This window comes from Pseudomonas lyxosi, assembly GCF_047758685.1.
Classification (GTDB): Bacteria; Pseudomonadota; Gammaproteobacteria; order Pseudomonadales; family Pseudomonadaceae; genus Aquipseudomonas; species Aquipseudomonas lyxosi.
This window is the reverse complement of sequence record NZ_CP180481.1, coordinates 1,485,286-1,504,928: the sequence shown is the minus strand read 5'-3', so window position 1 is coordinate 1,504,928 and position 19,643 is coordinate 1,485,286. Positions and strand designations below refer to the sequence as shown.

The following is a 19,643-nucleotide window of genomic DNA, read 5'->3' as shown; positions in this document are numbered from 1 at the left end:
GTTTGTCGTTTCTGGCTACCCCGCTATCATTCGCCGCATTCTTCGGGGGATTTGACTGATGCTTAATGGCCTGTGGCTTGGCTTCTTCATCGTGGCTGCCGTTTCGGCACTGGCGCAATGGCTGATCGGCGGTAACGCCGGGATCTTCGCGGCGATGGTGGAGAGCATTTTCGCCATGGCCAAGTTGTCGGTCGAAGTCATGGTCCTGTTGTTCGGCACCCTGACGCTCTGGCTGGGCTTTCTGCGGATTGCCGAGAAGGCCGGGATCGTCGAGTGGCTGGCCAAAGCGCTGGGCCCGTTGTTCCTGCGGCTGATGCCGGGAGTGCCGGCCGGGCATCCAGCCATCGGCCTGATCACGCTGAACTTCGCCGCCAACGGCCTGGGCCTGGACAACGCCGCCACGCCGATCGGCCTTAAAGCCATGAAGGCGCTGCAAGAGCTCAACCCCAGCGACACCATCGCCAGCAACGCGCAGATCCTGTTTCTGGTGCTCAACGCCTCTTCCCTGACCCTGCTGCCGGTGACGATCTTCATGTACCGCGCCCAGCAAGGTGCGCCCGATCCGACCTTGGTGTTCCTGCCAATCCTGCTCGCCACCAGTTGCTCGACATTGGTTGGCCTGCTGTCGGTGGCGTTCATGCAGCGTCTGCGCCTGTGGGACCCGGTGGTGCTCGCGTACCTGATTCCCGGTGCCCTCGCCCTCGGTGCCTTCATGGCGCTGCTGGCAACGCTCTCAGCGACCGCTCTGGCCAGCCTGTCATCGATCCTCGGCAACGTGACGCTGTTCGGGCTGATCATGTTGTTTCTGGTGATCGGCGCGCTGCGCAAAGTGAAGGTGTACGAAGCGTTCGTCGAAGGCGCCAAAGAAGGCTTCGACGTGGCCAAGAACCTGTTGCCGTATCTGGTGGCGATGCTGTGTGCCGTCGGCGTGCTGCGGGCATCCGGAGCGCTGGACTTTGGCCTGGACGGGATTCGGCATCTGGTGGAATGGGCCGGCTGGGACACGCGCTTCGTCGATGCGCTGCCGACGGCCATGGTCAAACCGTTCTCCGGCAGTGCCGCCCGGGCGATGCTGATCGAAACCATGAAAACGTCTGGCGTGGACAGCTTCCCGGCGCTGGTGGCGGCGACTATTCAGGGCAGTACCGAAACGACCTTCTATGTATTGGCGGTGTACTTCGGCGCGGTGGGCATCCAGCGGGCGCGGCATGCGGTGGGATGTGCGTTGCTGGCCGAATTGGCCGGGGTGTTGGGCGCCATCGGGGTTTGCTACTGGTTCTTCGGTTAACCAAAAAACCTGTGGGAGCGAGCTTGCTCCCACATTTGGTTTGCGTCGACTTCAGGGTCTCAGCGGCGGGGCGAGCTTTTGACCTTGCTCCACCGCCCAAGCCACCACCTGCGCCGTCAATTGATCACTGGCCTGGCCAAACCCGGCCACCACCGCCGGCACCTTCACATCGCTCAACGGCTGGCGCACTTCAAAGCGGCGGCTGGCGAGAATTCGTTGGTCATAACCACGCACCAGCAACGCATCCAGACGCACGACGACGCTCGCGTTCGTTCCTTGGTATTCCGTCTGGAACGCCTGCAGGCTACCGCCCAGTTCAAGGTCTGCCTGAAAGTTGCTGTCGTCGGTGCTCAGCAATGAAACCCGTCCATCACGCTGGAAACCATCCAACAGACGATTGCGCAGCAACACCGGCGCCGGGTCGCTCCAACGCGAAGCCTTGTAGCTGCTGATCAGATCACCCTGAGGGATCACGGCGATCTTGGGGCCGTTCAAAGCCTCGCTGGCTTGGGGCTTGGTCAGGCGCAACGACCAGCGCTGCGGCGTCCCGTGACTGGCCGATGCGCTGCTCTGGGCCGAAGGCAACCGATAGACATCGGACGGCTCGGACTTGGGCAGGATCGAGCAGGCGCTGAGCACGATGAAGCCAGCGAGGAGGGCGATGTGAGTCAGCTTCATGGCGTGAACTCCTTGTTCTTGTCATTGCCCAGCAAATAACCGGCGGGGTTGGCTTCCAGACGCTGGGAAATAGCCCGCAACGACGTCAGGGTGTCGCGCAGTTCACGCACCGCCGGGGCCAGGCCATTGAGGCCTTGCATGCCGCTGTTGAGCGAATCCTGATTGGTCGTGAGCAAGGTGTTGATGGTCGCGCTGCTCTGTTCCAGCGACTTCATCGCCTGCTCGGCACTGCCGAACATCTGCTTGCCTTGATCGTTGAGCATGCCATTGGCGTTGCGCATCAGCGCCGACGTCTGTTCCAGCATGGCGCCGGCCTGTTTGCCGACCGAGGCCAGTTGTTGCATCGCCTGGCGAATATCGCCGCGCTGGTCGGCGATGGTGCCGGTGGTTTGTTCCAGATGTTCAAGGGTCTTGCTGATGCGCTCGACGTTCTCCGAAGAAAACATCAGATTGGCGTTGTGCATCAGCATGTTCACACCGGCCACCAGGTCGCCGCTGTCGTTCAACAAGCGAGCGATAGGCGAGGGCGATGCAATAATCGTCGGTAACTCACCGTCCTTGCCCCTGAGCTTCGGACTCTGCGGAGTACCGCCACTGAGCTGAATGATCGAGGTGCCGGTGATCCCGGTCAGCGCCAATATGGCCTGGGTGTCCTCCTTGATCGGCGTATCACCGCCCAGACGAATCCGTGCCAGCACCCTGCGTGGGTCTTTCGGGTCCAGGCGCAGGGTCACCACGTCGCCGACCTTGATCCCGCTGTACTGCACGGCGCTGCCCTTGGACAGGCCGCTGACCGCCTCGTTGAAGACGATCTCGTAATCCTTGAACTCGGTGTCGACACTGGACTTGGCCAGCCACAAGCCGAAGAGCAGGGCGCCCGCCACCACAATCACGGTGAACAGGCCGATCAATACATGATGGGCTCGGGTTTCCATGTCAGACCTCCTTAAGCTGTTGAGCGGCGGTCAGCGCCGCGCGGCCGCGAGGGCCATGGAAGTATTCGTGAATCCACGGATCGTCGGTTTCCGACACCTTGTCGATGGCATCCGCCACCAGCACTTTCTTCTGCGCCAGCACCGCCACGCGGTCAGTGATGGTGTAGAGCGTGTCGAGGTCGTGGGTGACCAGAAACACACTCAGGCCCAACGCATCACGCAGGGTCAGGATCAATTGATCGAACGCGGCCGCGCCAATCGGATCGAGGCCAGCGGTGGGTTCGTCGAGAAACAGGATGTCCGGGTCCAGCGCCAGAGCGCGAGCCAGTGCCGCACGCTTGATCATGCCGCCGGACAGCGAAGCGGGGTACTTGTCGGCCGCCGACAGCGGCAACCCGGCCAAGGCCATTTTCACTGCCGCCAGGTGTTCGGCGTCCTCTCGGCTCAAACCGGCATGCTCGATCAGGGGCAGGGCGACGTTCTCGGTCACGGTCAGCGAAGAGAACAGGGCGCCTTTCTGGAATAGCACGCCGAAGCGCCGTTCGACCATTGAGCGCTCGTGTTCGGACAGCGTCGGTAGGTTTTTTCCAAAGACCTTCACCACCCCGTCGCTGGGCTGGCGCAAGCCGACGATGCTGCGCAGCAGCACCGATTTACCGCTGCCGGAACCGCCGACCACGGCAAGGATTTCGCCCTTGTACAAATCCAGATCGAGGTTCTCATGCACGCTCTGGCGACCGAAACGATTGCACAGACCGCGGACTTCGATCACCGCCTCGGAGGGCGCTCGGGGTAGACGACTCACCAGCCCATCTCCATGAAAAACAGCGCGGCCACGGCGTCGAGCACGATCACCACGAAAATAGACTGGACCACGCTCGACGTGGTGTGCGCGCCGACGGATTCGGCGCTGCCGCTGACCTTGAAGCCTTCGAGACAGCCGATGGCGGCGATCAGGAACGCGAAGATCGGCGCTTTGACGATCCCCACCAAGAAGTGCTGAACACCGATATCGGTTTGCAGCAGCGACAGGAACATCGCCGGCGAGATATCCAGCGCCACCGCGCAAACCACACCGCCGCCGACGATCCCCGAAAGCATCGCCAAAAAGGTCAGCATCGGCAGCGCGACCAGCAGGGCCAACACTCGCGGCACCACCAAAAGCTCCATCGGGTCGAGGCCCAAGGTGCGGATGGCGTCGATTTCTTCGTTGGCTTTCATCGAGCCGATCTGCGCGGTGAACGCACTGGCGGTGCGGCCGGCCATCAGGATCGCGGTCAGCAATACACCGAATTCGCGCAGGAAGGAGAACGCCACCAGGTCCACGGTGAAAATACTCGCACCGAAACTCGCCAGCACCGTCGCGCCGAGAAACGCCACCACGGCGCCCACCAGAAAGGTCAGCAGGGCGACGATAGGGGCGGCGTCGAGGCCAGTCTGTTCGATGTGCGCCACCATCGGCGTAATACGCCAGCATTTCGGGCGAAACAGACCACGGGCGATGGTTTCCAGAATCAGGCCGACGAAACCCAGCAGTTGCAGGGTGTCCTGCCAGACCGCGTCGACCGCGCGGCCGATGCGGGTCAGCAGTTGAATGCCGACGCTGATTTCCGGTTCCTTGATCGGTACGCAGAAGTCGGTCAGCGAGCAATAGACGGTCTGCAACAAGGCACGGTCGGCCGAGGACAATGTGCAATCGGGATGCTCAGCGGATCGACCCAAACGCTCGGACCCAAGCAACTCCACCAACAGCGACGCGCCGGCGGTGTCGAGCGCGCCGAGGCCATTGAGGTCGATGTGAGTGCTGTCGTCGTATTGGCCGCGGAGCTTTTCGCTCAGGTGCTTGAGATCGGCGTAATGGGCAAGCGTCCAGTCACCCGTGACCCGCAACTGAGCAGGGGAGTGAGAGGTGTCCAGTCGGGCACTGCCGGGCATTGTGCTGCTGGTCATAAGCTCCGTGCTTTATCGGCTATTACGCAGCTCTACGTAATAGCACGAACGGGTTACTTTGCGGCAGTCGCAGGCTTGTTGTCCTTTACCACGAAGCGCAATACACCAATGACCTGGCCATCTTCGGTCAGCACCCGAACCTGCCACTTACCCGCGGGGTTGCCGGGGAAATTCTGTTTGTGGGTCCAGGCCCGATAGCCTTCCTTGCGCCCGCCGTGGATATCCAGCGGGATGCGGTCGACCTCTTTGCCGTTGAACTGCCACACGTGATAGATCCGCTCATCCAGACCACGCGGGGCGTTGATCGCGGTGTAGGCATACAGCCCGTCACCACGGATCTGGTCGGCGCTGACTTCTTCCAGACTCTTGCCAGGTGTGCGGTCCTGCATTTGCGTGCTGATCGCCACGTCGGTCATCCATAGGGTCGCCGGCGGCACCCAGGATCGCAGCACCCAACCGAGCGCGCCGATGCCCAGCGTGATACTGAGAATCGCCAAGGCGTTGCGCACGGTACGAATCGGGAAGATCGACGCCAGGCTCGGGAACGACAGCACGACGGCGGTGCCCAGGGCCAGTTTGAAACTCTGAGCGGTGGTCAGGTGCAGGATGACGGGCAGGGCGGTCAGCAGTGCAGCGAACAGCGTCAGGGTATGCAGCGCCAGGAACGCCCAGCGCCGGGGGGCCAGCCATTTGTAGTAGAGCGGGTCGATGATGGAAATCAGCGCGGCGATGCCCAACAGCCCGGTGAAAAACAGCTGGCCGCTGTTCCAGGTGGTGGTGATAAAAAAGAACGGCAGGACGAAGAACAGGCTTTCCTGGTGGATCATCTGCGTGGCGTAGCGCAGCAGAGGTTGGGGGATTTCGCGTTTGAAGATCCTGGTGAACAGCTTGGTGAGGCTGTTTTCCAGCATCAGCCAGATCCAGCTGACCAGCATGATGGTGGTGATCCAGGTCGCCAGACCTTGCTGACGATCCACCAGAATGAAACTGCCGACCCCGGAAATGAAACCACCGAGCGCAATGACCCCTGGGTAGCGCTTCATCAATTCCAGGATGCGCTGGACGTATAGGGTCAGAGTAGGCATTCGGCGGTTCGCAATAGTCGTGGGAAAAATCCTCGACAGGGTAACCGCCGAGAGGGCGGCGTGGCGAGGGGATAAGGTCCGATCACAAAACCCCTGTAGCAGCTGCCGAAGGCTGCGTTCGGCTGCGAAGCAGTCGTAAACCATTCAACGCGGTCCATCAGGTATATCTGACGTAACAGATTTGCGACTGCTTCGCAGCCGAACGCAGGCTGCGCCAGCTGCTACACGGGTTTCGGTGTCCTTCGATGCAAGCGCCAACCCATCAGCATCAATACGATGAGCCCCAGCACCCCGGCAATCGCCCACATCAACTGATCATCACTGATCAACGGCTTTTCGATCCGCAGGTAGCCCGGCTGCATGAGCAATTCACGCATGGCCTTGTTTGCTTCCTCCAGCGTCACCCCTTGCAGTTCCTTGGCCGGGTTGGCAAAACGGCCATCCTCGTAGTCACCAAGGGCACTCCAGTAATAATCGGCCAACGCGCTGTTGCCTTGCACGGCCCAGGCCTGACGGGCAATGGCGGCCTGCTTGAGGCGGTTGAAGGTGTTGGCATTGAGACCGTCCCTGAGCAACCCGGCCTTGAGATCATCCAGCACCTGTTCGGCCTTGGACACGTCATCGCGCTCAAGGTCTGCGTTCAGGCTCATGAAGCCCACACCGCCAAACACCTCGCGCTCGGCCGAAGGCCCGTAGGACAAGCCATGGGTCAGACGTAATTTTCGGTAGAGCGCCCAGTCCAGATAGTCCTTGAGCAAGTCGAAGGTTTCGTCGTGCTGATCTTCCAGCACCGGTTCCGGCACCAGCCAATGCAACTTGGCACTGCCGCCGACAAAACCGTGACTCAGGGTGCGCTCATGGGCGGCACTGGCCTGGATGGCCGGCAGGGGCGGGTGATCGGTCGGGTCGACCGCTTCAAGCGCGCCATAAGACCGTTCCAGATAGGCCGGCAGCAACCGGTCGAGGTCGCCGACGACGATCAGGGTCATGTTATTGGGCGCGTACCAGGCCTTGCGTACCTTTTCCAGCTGATCGCGGGTCAGGTGATCGACCTCAGGCCGCTCGGGGCATTTGAGGCCCAGTTCCACCGCCAGCTGATTACTCGCCGTGTGGCCAAGATCCTGGCGATCCAGCCAGCGTTGCAGGTGCGAGTAATGGCCGCCGTCTTCGCGCTCGACCACTTGTTTGGCGGCGTTGATGGCGTTGTCGTCGATTCGGGTCTGGGTCAGCAGCGCCAGCAGCAGGTCGAGGACCTTGCGCTGGTTTTTCGCCGGGGCTTCGATGACGAACGTCGTGTCGGCATTGCTGGTGTAGGCGTTCCACTCGCCACCCAAGGCCTGCATGCGCTCTTCCAGCCCGCCTTCGCCAGTGGCGTCGATGCCGCTGAACAGCAAGTGTTCAAGCAGGTGCGGCAGCTCCTTGTCGGCGCAGCTGAAATCATCGATGCCGACGCCGACCACCAGACGAATCGCCACATGCCCGCGCTCGGTGCCGGGTTTGAGCATTAATTGCAGGCCGTTGGGCAGCGTATAGCCCTCGACCTGAAAGCGATCCAGGGCAAATGAAGGGAATGAGCCAAGCAACAGACAGGCGAACAACAGACAACGCATAACGGGTTTCCATACGGCCAGCGTAAGTTCAACAGACTTCAGGCAACTGTGGACGTTCAGGGTGAATGCGTGATGTCAGCGAATTCGTCGACCGCCAGGGCGCCGGTGTCGGAAGTTTCCAGCACCACATAGGCGCTACTGCAAAACAGCGAATTCAGACGCTTCATGTCGGCAATCAACTCCAGGTGCAACGAGCTGGTCTCGATACTCTGCACGATCTTACGTTGCAATCGGCTGACGTGAGCATGGGCCAGGCGGCGTTCCTGTGCGCGAAAGCGACGTTTCTCACGCAATAACTGGCGGGCACTTTCCTTATCGGCACTGAGGAATACTGACAACCCCAGGCGCAGGTTGGATATCAACTGACTGTGCAGCCCCGCCAACTCTTCCAGGCCGACCTCGGAAAAAGACCGGCGCTGCGAGGTTTTCTGCTGCTGAACCTTGCGCAGCATGCGTTCGATGAGGTCGCTGGCGAGTTTAAGGTTGATCGCCAGTTCGATGATTTCCGCCCAGCGCCGGCTGTCCTGCTCACTGAGGTCTTCGCGGGGCATTTGCGCCAGATACAGTTTGATGGCGCCGTAGAGCGATTCCACATCATCGGTCAGGCGCCGCATTTCCTGGGTAACGGCGGTTTGCTTGCCGTTCAGCACGTCGAGCATGGCCTCGAGCATGTTGTCGATCAGGTCGCCGATGCGCAGGGTTTCCCGGGCGGCATTGGCCAGCGCCAGACTGGGCGTGACCAGCGCTGTTGGATCAAGATGCCGCGGTTTGGCGGTGCCGTTGACTTGCGGGCGCTCCGGCAGCACCCACGCACAGAACCTGGCCATCGGTCCGACACTCGGCAGCAAGATCAAGCAGCGCGCGGTGTTGTAGAGCAGGTGAAAGCCGATGACCATTTCCTGAGGGCTGAAGTCCAGGCTGTCGATCCAGTGCACCAACGGGTCGAGTACCGGGATGATCAGCAGCAGTCCGATCAGTTTGTAGAGCAGGCTGCCCAACGCCACCTGGCGGCCGGCGGCGTTCTGCATGCTGGTGCTGAGGAAGGCGAGGATGCCGCTGCCGATGTTGGCGCCGATCACCAGGCCGATGGCCACGGGCAGGCTGATCACTGCGGCGCCGGCCAGGGTCGCGGTCAGCAGGACGGCGGCCAGGCTGGAGTAGGAAACCATTGCGAACAACGCGCCGACCAGGGCATCCAGCAAGATGTCGCCGGTCAGCGAGGCGAAAATCACCTTCACGCCTTGGGCCTGGGTGATCGGCGCGGCAGCCTCGACGATCAGTTGCAGCGCCAGAATGATCAACCCCAAGCCGATGCTGACGCGGCCCATCTGGCCCAGTCGGGTCTGTTTGCGCGACAGGAAAAAAATCACCCCAAGAAAGATCAGCAGCGGCGACAACCATGACAGGTCGAAGGTCAGCACCCGCGCCATCAGCGCGGTACCGACGTCGGCCCCGAGCATGGTCGCCAGGGCTGGTGTCAGCGCCATCAGGCCCTGACCGACAAAGGAGGTGACGAGCATGGCGGTGGCGTTGCTGCTCTGAACCATCGCCGTGACGACGATCCCCGAGATGAACGCCAGCCAGCGCTTGGACATGTTCCGGCCAATCACATGGCGCAGGTTGGAACCGTAGACCCGCAGAATGCCGGTTCGGACGATGTGCGTGCCCCAAATCAACAAGGCCACGGCAGATAACAAATTGAGCAGGGTGAGCATGCAGGCCCCCTGTGGTGGTAGCGCCCCAAAGGGGCAAGTTGACGGCGCCGCGCGTTCTTCTACGTTCTGTACTTAAGCTGTAGTTGGCTAACGGTCTGCGCGCCAGCATCGCACAGCTAAAGAAGTGATTGAAACAAAACTGTCATGAAAACAGTTTGATGCGGATATGAAAAAGGGGCCCGAAGGCCCCTTTGTCATCACATGGCATTCGGGTTACTGACCCGGAACGTCCTTGCGCAGTTTCACCGGGTCTTGCTGCTTCCTCTTTTTCATCATCGCTGTGCGCATCTTGATGTTGATCGCTTCCACCGCCAGCGAGAACGCCATGGCGAAGTAGACGTAGCCTTTTGGCAGGTGCACTTCAAAGGATTCGGCAATCAGCACGGTACCGACCAGCAGCAGGAACGACAGCGCCAGCATCTTCAGCGACGGGTGCTTGTCGATGAACTCGCTGATGGTGCCGGAAGCCCACATCATCACCAGCACGGCAACGACGATCGCCGCGACCATGACCGGTACATGGGACACCATGCCCACGGCGGTGATGACCGAGTCCAGCGAGAACACGATGTCGATGATCGCGATCTGAATGATGGTGTAGAGGAAGTTGCCGCCCTTGCCGCCCGGCTCCTCATTGGTTTCGTCTTCACCTTCCAGCGCGTGGTACATCTCTTGCGAGCTCTTCCACAGCAGGAACAGACCACCGAAGAACAGGATCAGGTCTCGCCCGGAAATACCCTGGCCGAACACTACGAACAAGTCGGCGGTAAGGCGCATGACCCAAGTGATCGACAGCAGCAACAGGATCCGCGTAACCATGGCCAGCGCGAGGCCGAAAATCCGGGTGCGCTGTTGCATGTGCTTGGGCATGCGGCTGACCAGGATCGAAATCATGATGATGTTATCGATACCCAGGACGATTTCCAGGGCGGTCAGGGTGAAGAAGGCAACCCAGATTTCAGGGTTGGTCAGCCATTCCATGTGTATTCCTTTGTGCGAGTGTTAAACCACGAAGGGCCCGGGCTTCAACAACAAAGCCTGGACCCGTCATGGTGAGTCTTGGGCTTATAGAGTGCTGAACAGCGGAAAAATCCCCATCAGCAAGGCGGCGATCAGTATGCACATGCAAACCAGCACTGCCCACTTCAGGGTGAAACGCTGGTGATCACCGAAGTCGATACCGGCCAGGGCCACCAACAGGTAGGTCGATGGTACCAGCGGGCTCAGCAAGTGGACGGGCTGACCGACGATCGAGGCACGTGCCATTTCAACCGCGGTTATACCGTAATGGCTGGCGGCTTCCGCAAGTACCGGTAACACGCCGTAATAAAATGCATCGTTCGACATGAAGAACGTGAACGGCATGCTCACCAGTGCAGTGATCACCGCCAGGTACGGGCCGAGGAAGTCCGGGATGACCGCCAACAGGCTTTTCGACATCGCATCGACCATGCCGGTGCCCGACAGGATACCGGTGAAGATGCCGGCCGCGAAGATCAAACCGACCACCGCCAGCACGCTACCGGCGTGGGCCGCGACGCGATCCTTCTGCTGTTGCAGGCACGGGTAGTTGACGATCATCGCGATACTGAAAGCCACCATGAACAGCACCGGCAGCGGCAACAGACCGGCAACCAGGGTGCACATCAAGGCCAGGGTCAGGGCGCCGTTGAACCAGATCAACTTTGGACGACGGGCATCCGGGAATTGCGAAACGGTGATTTCACTGTGGTCGATTTCGTCGCCCACCAGATGCAGCTCACCCAGGCGCGCACGCTCACGTTTGCCATAGAAGTAAGCAATCAAGAGGATTGCCACAACGCCGAAAGCCATCGCCGGAATCATCGGTACGAAGATGTCGGACGGGTCCACATGCAGCGCACTGGCCGCACGGGCGGTCGGGCCGCCCCATGGCGTCATGTTCATCACGCCACCGGCGAGGATGATCAGGCCGGCCATGATCCGCGGGCTCATGCCGATACGGGCGTAGAGCGGCAGCATGGCGGCCACGCAGATCATATAAGTGGTCGCGCCGTCACCATCGAGGGAGACGACGAGCGCCAGTACGGCGGTGCCGACCGAAACTTTCAACGGGTCGCCCTTGACCAGTTTGAGGATCTTGCGCACGGCCGGGTCGAACAGGCCGGAGTCGATCATCAGGGCGAAGTACAGAATGGCGAACATCAGCATCACACCGGTCGGTGCGAGCTTGGTGATGCCTTCGAGCATCATCGGGCCGATCTTCGGCGCAAAACCACCGAACAGCGCGAACAGGATCGGGATGATGATCAGAGCGATCAGCGCGGAAAGGCGCTTGGTCATGATCAGGAACATGAACGTGATGACCATGGCAAAGCCAAGGAAAGTCAGCATGGGAATACTCCAGGCATAGCGCGGCTAGGGAATGGGCGAACCGGGTGGGTCAGCGCAGAACGGGAAGCACGAGGCGTATGGGCGGAGTGACAGCGAAGTGGCGGGTAGCAGAGGACATCAGGATCACCATTGTTGTTGTTAAATGGGCTGTGCGAGCGATAAAACACTGGCATTGGCCGACCGGTCTGTTGCCGGTAGTGGGGGCGATCCTAATCGGGGAAGCTTTCACCCAGCTTTCGCGGATGAAAGCATTGACCAGATGTGCAACCGGTCGTCGGACGGGTTTGAAGTCCCTGAAAACAGGGCAGGAGGGCAAAACATGGCCGAAATTCATACGGGCGGCTGCCATTGCGGACATCTGCGCTATCAATTCAGCGGGCCTTTGCACGATATCGCCCACTGTCATTGTTCGATTTGCCGACGGGTCAGCGGCGGGATCGTGACTACCTGGATCACCGTGCCCGTGTCGGCCTTTGAATGGGTGAAAGGAGTGCCCGCGCAGTACAACTCTTCAACACCCTGCGTGCGGTATTTCTGTGGCAACTGTGGGGCGCAACTTGCGCTGATAACGCAGCTGAGCCCGGACAGCATCGACGTGACCATCGCCACTCTCGATCATCCCGAGCAGGCACCCGCCGAAAAACATATCTGGACTGACAACCGACTGCCCTGGCTGCATCTGGACGAACATTTGCCCGGCGAAGCCGAGGAACAGTTGTAAACTGATCAAAAAACAGACAGATCCAGTGGCCGAATCGCGCCCATCCAGATGGCGTGCTCAGTGTGGTCGAGCAGATCGTCGCCGGTGTCCGGGTGCAGGAACACCACCAAACCCTTGCGGTTGAGCGCAAGCCAGGGCAGCACGTCGCCGATGTATTGCGGCTCGAAAGCCAACTGGCAGCTCCAGTCCGGGTGCGGGCCCACCGGGCGTTCATGGACGCGCCCCATCCTCACTGGAAACAGTTGTGCCGCCTGCTCACACAAGGCTCGCGCCTGTGGAAGGGTGCTGGCGTCGAAGTAGACATGGGCGTGGTAGCCCTTGATCCGCTGCATTTGAAACCCTCTGAACCGAGTCGAACCGGCGTTGTTTCCCACAGGTCACACGCCATAGAAATAGGAAGAACGGAGCACGGACATGAAAAATGCCGAAACCCCGGTGGTGAAAGTGGTGCTTTATGGTGCCATGAGTAGCCTGGGCAGTGCGCTGATGGCTGAAATGCTGCGGCGCCAACATGAAGTGATCGCGATTCTCGATGACCTGACGGCGCTCGCGCCGCGCCCGGGATTGCGGACCAAGACCGGCGATTTGTTCGACGCCAAGCGGGTCAAGCAGAGCGTCGCCGGTTGTTCGGCGGTGATCTGTCTGCTGGATGCACCCGGGTTGCCGATGAACAGCGAGCACGTGGAAAAATCCATCGTGCCCGGCCCGGTCGAGCAAGTGCTGGCGGTGGATGCGCTGATCGATGGCATGCAGGCCTCAGGGATTGCCCGGCTGTTTCTGGTCGGAGATTTCGAGGCTCTGGACGATCCGGAGATAGAAGATCGACTGCAACGCCACGCCGCCGAAGAAATCCGCGAAGCCCTGCAAAGCAGCACCTTGCACTGGACGCTGGTGAATGCGCCGCACGGGGTGCCCGGGCTGACCATCGAGCATTTCAGCCACGTCAGCCGCAGCCCGGAGCCGGGCCTCGCCGAACCGCTTGAGCGGTTGAGCCGGGTGGCGGTCGGGATTGCCGATGAGTTGCGGTTGAACCTGCATGTCGGCGAACACGTGACCTTTGTCGCGACCGAGGCTATACAGCGATAGACGGCAACGGCAGGCCATTCAACGATTGCGCACTGCTGGCCTGCTCAGCCATCAGCCAGTCCACGAACTGTTGAATCAGCGCACTACGCCGTTTCCGCTGGGGCAGGACCACGTAATAGCCGAGCCTGGAAATCACCGCTTCCGCAATCGGTCGACACAACAAACCTTGCGCCAGCAAGTTATCCACAAGGTGCCGCCATCCAATCGCCACACCTTGGCCGCCAATCGCCGCTTGAATCAACAGCGTGTAATTGTCGAAGCGCAATTGTCCGGGCGCGGGTGCCGAAGCGATCCCCAACTCACGAAACACGCCGCTCCAGTCGAACCAGTTGCTGCTGTTTTCGCCTCGAAGGTGCAGCAGCGGGAACTCGAGTAATGACTGGGCCGGCAAGGGCAGGGGACGGTCCTTCAACAACAGTGGGCTGCACACCGGAAAGACTTCTTCGCTGAACAGCCAATGGCTTTCGCCCTGCTTGAATCGGCCATCCCCAAACAACACCGCCACATCGATATCGGTGCGCAGCATGTTGAGGCTGCGTTCGCTGGTGACCAGGCTGACATCCACTTGAGGATTGGCGGCATGAAAGCGGTGCAGGCGCGGCATCAGCCAATACGCGGCGAAGGCGAAATCGGTGGCGACCTGCAACACTTCATGTTGATGCTGTGCGCTGATCGCGCTCAATCCTGCGTCGATATTCTGCAATCCGAGCTGAACCTGCTCAAACAGGATCGTCCCGGCCTCGGTCAGTTCGATGCCGCGATAGATCCGGTCGAACAGCCTCGTCCCGAGTTGCTCTTCCAACCGTTTGATCTGCTGGCTGATGGCCGGTTGCGTGGTGCCGAGTTCCACCGCAGCAGCCGTGAAGCTGCGCTGACGGGCCGCCGCTTCAAAGGCGCGAAGCAAATCCAGAGACAAATCACCAAGGGCGTCATACATAAGCTTTGCTTATCCTAGTCATTGCCGTGCATGGGCTTTACCACAAACGGCATGGGCTACATGCTCGATCGCAGCACTCTCGCATAAATATTTACTATGGAATGCCGCGATCACATGAAGCGCAAGAATATTCTTTTCATCATGGCCGATCAGATGGCCGCGCCAATGTTGCCGTTCTACGGCCCTTCGCCCATCAAACTGCCCAATCTCAGCCGCCTCGCCGCCCAAGGCGTGGTGTTCGACGCCGCTTATTGCAACAGCCCGTTGTGCGCGCCGTCGCGTTTTACCCTGGTCAGCGGTCAATTGCCGAGCAAGATCGGCGCCTACGACAACGCGGCCGATTTCCCCGCCGACGTACCGACTTATGCCCACTACCTCCGTCGACTCGGCTACCGCACCGCACTGTCGGGCAAGATGCATTTCTGCGGCCCGGATCAACTGCATGGCTATGAAGAACGCCTGACCAGCGACATCTACCCGGCCGATTACGGTTGGTCTGTGAACTGGGACGAGCCAGACGTGCGTCCAACCTGGTTTCACAACATGTCTTCGGTGCTGCAGGCCGGGCCGTGCGTACGCACCAATCAGCTGGATTTCGACGAAGAGGTGGTGTTCAAGGCCCAGCAATATTTGTTCGATCACATCCGAGAGGATGGCGATCAGCCGTTCTGCCTCACCGTTTCGATGACTCACCCACACGACCCGTACACCATTCCCAAAGCTTTCTGGGATATGTACGACGACGCCGACATCCCGTTGCCTGAAACCCCGCCCCAGTCCGAACTCGATCCGCACTCCCAGCGTTTGCTCAAGGTTTACGACCTGTGGGACAAACCGCTGCCTGTGGATAAGATTCGTGATGCGCGCCGGGCGTACTTCGGTGCGTGCAGCTATATTGACAGCAACGTCGGCAAACTCCTGCAAACACTTGAGGAAACCGGCCTGATCGATGACACCATCATCGTGTTTTCCGGCGACCACGGCGACATGCTCGGCGAGCGTGGGCTCTGGTACAAAATGCATTGGTACGAAATGGCCGCCCGCGTGCCGCTGCTGATCAGTGCGCCGGGGCAATTCGGGGCTGGCCGGGTCAGCGCAGCGGTCTCCACTGCCGATCTGTTGCCGACCTTTGTGGAACTGGCCGGCGGTTCGCTGGAGCCAGGGCTGCCGCTGGATGGCCGCTCACTGGTCTCGCACCTGCAAGGGCAGGGCGGACATGACGAGGTCTTCGGCGAGTACATGGCTGAAGGCACCATCAGTCCGTTGATGATGATTCGCCGCGGCGCCTACAAATTCATCTACAGCGAAGACGACCCTTGCCTACTCTTCGACGTACACAACGACCCGCGCGAACTGGAAGAACTCAGCCAATCGCCGCAACATCAGCTGCTTTTCGATGAATTTCTCGCCGAAGCCCGGGCTAAATGGGATATCCCGGCGATCCACCAACAAGTACTCGCCAGCCAGCGGCGCCGACGTTTTGTCGCCGATGCGTTAACCATCGGCAAGCTGAAGAGCTGGGATCACCAGCCGCTGGTGGACGCCAGTCAGCAGTACATGCGCAACCACATCGACCTCGACGATCTGGAGCGTAAAGCACGTTATCCACAACCCTGCCAAAACCAATAATGTTAAGGGGAATGCCATGCGTAGGTTATCCACAGCAATGACGGTCGGGCTTCTGGCTCTGGGCAGTGCATCGGCCTATGCCGATCAGAGTTGCGAGACGGTGAAAATGGCCGACCCTGGCTGGAGCGACATCGCCGCGACCAACGCCATCACCGGGTTTCTGCTGGACGGCATGGGCTACAAGGCCAAGGTCGACACGCTGGCGGTGCCGATCACCTTTGGCGGCTTGAAAGATGGTCAGGTCGACGTGTTTCTCGGTAACTGGATGCCGGCGCAACAGGGTTTCTACGACAAGTTCGTGGCCACCGGCGATGTCACGCAATTGGCGAAGAACCTCGACGGCACCGAATTCACGCTCGCCGTCCCCGATTATGTCTGGGACGCGGGTGTGCATAACTTTTCCGACCTGAACAAATACGCCGACAAGTTCGACAAGAAGATCTACGGCATCGGCTCCGGCGCTCCCGCCAACATCTCCTTGCAGGAAATCATCAAGAAGAACGACTTCGACATGGGCCAGTGGAAATTGGTCGAGTCCAGCGAGCAGGCAATGCTGGCCGAAGTGTCTCGCGCGGTGAAAAAACAGAAGTTCGTGACCTTCCTCGGCTGGACCCCGCACCCGATGAACGTGCAGTTGAAAATGCACTACCTCAAGGGCGGCGAGAAGTACTTCGGCGACACAGGCAGCGTTCATACGCTCACCCGCAAAGATTATGCACAGGCCTGCCCGAACGTCGGCAAACTGCTCACCAACCTAAGTTTCACCCAGGAAATGGAGAACAGCATCATGGCCGAGGTGGTGAACAAGAAGGTCAGCAATGCTGATGCGGCCAAGGCGTGGATCAAGGCTAATCCGGCTGTGCTGGATAAGTGGCTGGATGGGGTGAAGACAGTGGATGGGAAGGATGCGTTGGGGGCGGTGAAAGCCAAACTCTGAACCTCCGACGCCGATCGTTCCCATGCTCTGCGTGGGAATGCATCCCGTGACGCTCCGCGTCACATCTCTAAGCGGACGCGGAGCGTCCATGGCGGCATTCCCACGCGGAGCGTGGGAACGATCAACGGCTAGTCCTGCTACCCTTGCGCAAAATCCCACCCGAGAGGACCCATGGCCTTTCCAAGCCGCCATTCGCTCTTCCCCTTCCTCAGCTGGATGCCCCGGCAAACCCGCGCCAGCGTCGGTCGAGACCTGATCGTCGGCCTCAGCGGTGCGATTCTCGCGTTGCCGCAATCCATTGCCTACGCGCTGATTGCCGGTCTCCCACCTGAATACGGTCTGTACGCCGCGATTATCCCGGTGCTGATCGCCTGTCTCTGGGGTTCTTCGTGGCACTTGATCTGCGGTCCTACGGCGGCGATTTCTATTGTCTTGTACGCCAGCGTCAGTCCGCTGGCCGTTCCTGCGTCAGAGGACTACGTCACCCTGATCCTGTTACTGACGCTGCTTGCCGGCATTTTCCAGTGGCTGCTCGGTTTGCTGCGCTTCGGCGCCTTGGTGAATTTCGTCTCGCACTCGGTGGTGCTGGGTTTCACCCTCGGCGCGGCGGTGGTGATTGCCATCGGCCAACTGCCGAATCTGTTGGGGCTGGAATTGCCCAACCAGGCAACGGCGCTGAACAGTTTGATGATGCTCTTCAGTCACCTCGGCGCTGTGGATAAACCGTCGCTAATGCTGGGCCTGGCGACGGTTGTGGTGGGCGTGATCCTGAAATTGCTCCTGCCACGCTGGCCGACGCTATTGATCACCTTGGCGCTGAGCGGATTGCTGGTCTGGCTCTGGCCATCGATGTTCGGCCATGTGAAGTTGGTCAGCGCATTTGTCGGCCGACTACCGCCCTTAAGCCCGCTGCCACTGGATCTGGAGCTGATTCTGCGCTTGCTACCCAGCGCGGTGGCGGTGGGCATGCTCGGGCTGGTCACCAGTCTGTCGATTGCCCGATCCTTGTCGGCCCGTTCCCAGCAGTTGCTCGACGCCAATCAGGAAGTCCGTGCCCAGGGTTTGTCGAACATGGTCGGTGCGTTTTTTTCCGGATCGCTGTCAGCCGGTTCCTTCACCCGCTCGGGCTTGAGCTACGAAGCGGGTGCCTGCTCGCCGATGGCCGGCGTTTTTTCGGCATTGTGGGTGGCGCTGTTCGCCATCTTCGGCGCGAATTTGATCGCGCACATTCCGATCCCGGCCATGGCCGGCAGCATTTTGTTGATCGCCTGGGGGCTGGTGGATCATCGCGGCATTCGCGCGTTGTTGCGGGTCAGCCGCGCCGAGTTCCTGGTCATGGCGCTGACCTGTGTCGCCACACTGCTGCTGGAATTGCAGACCGCGATCTACGCCGGGGTGCTGGCTTCGCTGTTCTTCTACCTCAAACGCACCTCGCAACCGCGGGTCCAGCATTGGCGAGATGGGGATGAAGACGTTCTGCGGGTCGGCGGTTCGATCTTTTTTGGCGCCAGCCATTACCTGCAAGTACGCCTGCAACGGATGCACGGCGCGCGCGTGGTGATTGAAGCGCAGCAAATCAACTTCATCGACTATTCAGGCGTGGAGATGCTGCACCAGGAAGCGCGACGGCTATTGCGCCAGGATCGCAGCCTGACCCTGCGGCGCGCGCGGCCGCAGGTGGTGGAAGAGTTGAGGAAGCTGGAAGGGGCGGAGAAATGCCCGATCCGGTTTGAGGACTAAACCAATCCTTGGATAAAACACCAATCCCTGTGGCGAGGGAGCTTGCTCCCGCTGGGTTGCGTAGCGACCCTAAAAATCTGCGGGCGCTTCGCACCCGAGCGGGAGCAAGCTCCCTCGCCACAAAGGATTAAAGCGCGAGTTGCCGACGCAACTCGGCCAACACCGGCGCCGTGTCCGGGCGCACGCCGCGCCACAGGAAGAAGGCTTCTGCCGCCTGTTCGGCCAACATCCCCAAGCCATCCATCGACACGGCCGCGCCATGTTCAGTGGCCCAACGACAGAACGACGTCGGCTCCTTGCCGTACATCATGTCGTAGCAAACCGTCTTACCCGGCTCGATCAAACTGCTGGCAATCGGCGGTACATCCCCTGACAGACTGGCGGACGTCGCGTTGATGATCAGGTCCACCGACTCCTTCAACCAATCGAAACCACTGGCCGACACCGGCCCCAGGTCCGCGAACAATTCCGCCAACAGTTCGGCTTTTTCCACCGTGCGGTTGGCGATGATCACCGAGGCGGGTTGCTCGGCCAGCAACGGCTCCAGCGCACCGCGCACCGCGCCACCGGCACCGAGCAGCAGGATGCGTTTGCCCTTGAGGCTGAAACCGGCGTTGACCGTCAGGTCCCGCACCAGTCCGGCGCCATCGGTGTTATCGCCCAGCAGGCTGCCATCAGCGAGTTTGCTCAGGGTGTTCACCGCACCGGCGCGCTGCGCCCGCGCCGTCAGGCTGTTCGCCAGACGATAGGCCTCTTCCTTGAACGGCACCGTCACATTCGCCCCGCGACCTTCGAGGAAAAACGTCCGGGCGCAGGTGGAAAAATCTTCGAGGGGCGCCAGCAACGTGCTGTAGTCCAGTTTTTGAGCGGTCTGCTCGGCGAACAGACGGTGGATCAGCGGCGACTTGCTGTGGCCAATCGGGTTACCGAAAACGACATAACGGTCCATCAGGATTCCT

Annotated in this window: 18 protein-coding genes; 6 read left to right on the top strand and 12 right to left on the bottom strand. The window is 60.4% G+C overall.

All coding sequences use genetic code 11. The features are described 5' to 3' along the window. Nucleotides 1-58: 58 nt before the first annotated feature. Complete coding sequence (locus ACMXYI_RS07150) at nucleotides 59-1,288, top strand: nucleoside recognition domain-containing protein (protein ID WP_046044891.1); 1,230 nt, start codon at nucleotides 59-61, stop codon at nucleotides 1,286-1,288. A gap of 51 nt (nucleotides 1,289-1,339) precedes the next feature. On the opposite strand, the gene ACMXYI_RS07145 is transcribed toward ACMXYI_RS07150, so the two are convergent. The 9 genes from ACMXYI_RS07145 to ACMXYI_RS07105 all read right to left on the bottom strand — a co-directional run bounded on the left by ACMXYI_RS07145 (nucleotide 1,340) and on the right by ACMXYI_RS07105 (nucleotide 11,634). Then, entirely contained in the window at nucleotides 1,340-1,966 is a 627-nt protein-coding gene (locus ACMXYI_RS07145; RefSeq protein ID WP_415772453.1) for an ABC-type transport auxiliary lipoprotein family protein, read from the bottom strand. Continuing rightward, on the bottom strand, nucleotides 1,963-2,901 hold the full coding sequence (locus tag ACMXYI_RS07140) for an MlaD family protein (RefSeq protein ID WP_415772451.1): 939 nt from the start codon (nucleotides 2,899-2,901) through the stop codon (nucleotides 1,963-1,965). Before ACMXYI_RS07140 ends, ACMXYI_RS07145 begins: the two co-directional genes overlap by 4 nt. A 1-nt stretch (nucleotide 2,902) precedes the next feature. After that, nucleotides 2,903-3,706, bottom strand: a complete 804-nt coding sequence (locus tag ACMXYI_RS07135; RefSeq protein WP_415772449.1) for an ABC transporter ATP-binding protein — start codon at nucleotides 3,704-3,706, stop codon at nucleotides 2,903-2,905. Further along, a complete protein-coding gene (locus tag ACMXYI_RS07130; RefSeq protein ID WP_415772447.1) occupies nucleotides 3,703-4,851 on the bottom strand; it encodes an ABC transporter permease in 1,149 nt (382 codons plus the stop codon). The genes ACMXYI_RS07135 and ACMXYI_RS07130 overlap by 4 nt, the downstream gene beginning before the upstream one ends. A gap of 53 nt (nucleotides 4,852-4,904) precedes the next feature. After that, entirely contained in the window at nucleotides 4,905-5,936 is a 1,032-nt protein-coding gene (locus ACMXYI_RS07125; protein WP_415772445.1) for a DUF5924 family protein, read from the bottom strand. A 221-nt stretch (nucleotides 5,937-6,157) separates the two neighbouring features. Further along, complete coding sequence (locus tag ACMXYI_RS07120) at nucleotides 6,158-7,546, bottom strand: M16 family metallopeptidase (RefSeq protein WP_415772443.1); 1,389 nt, start codon at nucleotides 7,544-7,546, stop codon at nucleotides 6,158-6,160. A gap of 56 nt (nucleotides 7,547-7,602) precedes the next feature. Next, nucleotides 7,603-9,261: a Na/Pi cotransporter family protein gene (locus ACMXYI_RS07115; protein ID WP_415772441.1), complete on the bottom strand. Its 1,659-nt coding sequence runs from the start codon at nucleotides 9,259-9,261 to the stop codon at nucleotides 7,603-7,605. Nucleotides 9,262-9,474: 213 nt separating this feature from the next. Next, nucleotides 9,475-10,242 carry a TerC family protein gene (locus ACMXYI_RS07110; protein ID WP_415772439.1) on the bottom strand — a complete coding sequence of 256 codons (768 nt, stop codon included), beginning with the start codon at nucleotides 10,240-10,242 and terminating at the stop codon, nucleotides 9,475-9,477. A gap of 84 nt (nucleotides 10,243-10,326) precedes the next feature. Continuing rightward, a complete protein-coding gene (locus ACMXYI_RS07105; RefSeq protein WP_415772437.1) occupies nucleotides 10,327-11,634 on the bottom strand; it encodes a CitMHS family transporter in 1,308 nt (435 codons plus the stop codon). A gap of 319 nt (nucleotides 11,635-11,953) precedes the next feature. On the opposite strand from ACMXYI_RS07105, the gene ACMXYI_RS07100 reads away from it, so the two are divergent. Beyond that, nucleotides 11,954-12,355 (top strand): GFA family protein, encoded by a 402-nt coding sequence (locus ACMXYI_RS07100; protein WP_415772436.1) that lies wholly within the window; start codon nucleotides 11,954-11,956, stop codon nucleotides 12,353-12,355. 5 nt (nucleotides 12,356-12,360) lie between these two features. Here the strand turns inward: ACMXYI_RS07100 and ACMXYI_RS07095 are convergent, their stop codons facing one another. Then, a complete protein-coding gene (locus tag ACMXYI_RS07095; RefSeq protein ID WP_415772435.1) occupies nucleotides 12,361-12,687 on the bottom strand; it encodes a DOPA 4,5-dioxygenase family protein in 327 nt (108 codons plus the stop codon). 82 nt (nucleotides 12,688-12,769) lie between these two features. Here ACMXYI_RS07095 and ACMXYI_RS07090 point away from each other — a divergent pair, with 82 nt between their 5' ends. Continuing rightward, nucleotides 12,770-13,441 (top strand): NAD(P)-dependent oxidoreductase, encoded by a 672-nt coding sequence (locus ACMXYI_RS07090; protein WP_415772433.1) that lies wholly within the window; start codon nucleotides 12,770-12,772, stop codon nucleotides 13,439-13,441. Here ACMXYI_RS07090 and ACMXYI_RS07085 read toward each other — a convergent pair. Next, nucleotides 13,428-14,378 carry a choline sulfate utilization transcriptional regulator gene (locus ACMXYI_RS07085; RefSeq protein ID WP_415772431.1) on the bottom strand — a complete coding sequence of 317 codons (951 nt, stop codon included), beginning with the start codon at nucleotides 14,376-14,378 and terminating at the stop codon, nucleotides 13,428-13,430. The genes ACMXYI_RS07090 and ACMXYI_RS07085 overlap by 14 nt on opposite strands. 114 nt (nucleotides 14,379-14,492) lie before the next feature. On the opposite strand from ACMXYI_RS07085, the gene betC reads away from it, so the two are divergent. The 3 genes from betC (at nucleotide 14,493) to ACMXYI_RS07070 (ending at nucleotide 18,684) form a co-directional block, all read left to right on the top strand. Next, the gene (betC, locus tag ACMXYI_RS07080; RefSeq protein WP_415772429.1) at nucleotides 14,493-16,007 is read left to right on the top strand and encodes a choline-sulfatase; all 1,515 of its coding nucleotides are present in this window, start codon (nucleotides 14,493-14,495) and stop codon (nucleotides 16,005-16,007) included. A 16-nt stretch (nucleotides 16,008-16,023) separates the two neighbouring features. Beyond that, entirely contained in the window at nucleotides 16,024-16,944 is a 921-nt protein-coding gene (gene choX / locus ACMXYI_RS07075; protein ID WP_415772427.1) for a choline ABC transporter substrate-binding protein, read from the top strand. A gap of 171 nt (nucleotides 16,945-17,115) precedes the next feature. Continuing rightward, nucleotides 17,116-18,684 carry a SulP family inorganic anion transporter gene (locus ACMXYI_RS07070; protein WP_415772425.1) on the top strand — a complete coding sequence of 523 codons (1,569 nt, stop codon included), beginning with the start codon at nucleotides 17,116-17,118 and terminating at the stop codon, nucleotides 18,682-18,684. 127 nt (nucleotides 18,685-18,811) lie between these two features. On the opposite strand, the gene aroE is transcribed toward ACMXYI_RS07070, so the two are convergent. Beyond that, entirely contained in the window at nucleotides 18,812-19,633 is an 822-nt protein-coding gene (gene aroE / locus ACMXYI_RS07065) for a shikimate dehydrogenase (protein ID WP_415772423.1), read from the bottom strand. Nucleotides 19,634-19,643 lie beyond the last annotated feature (10 nt).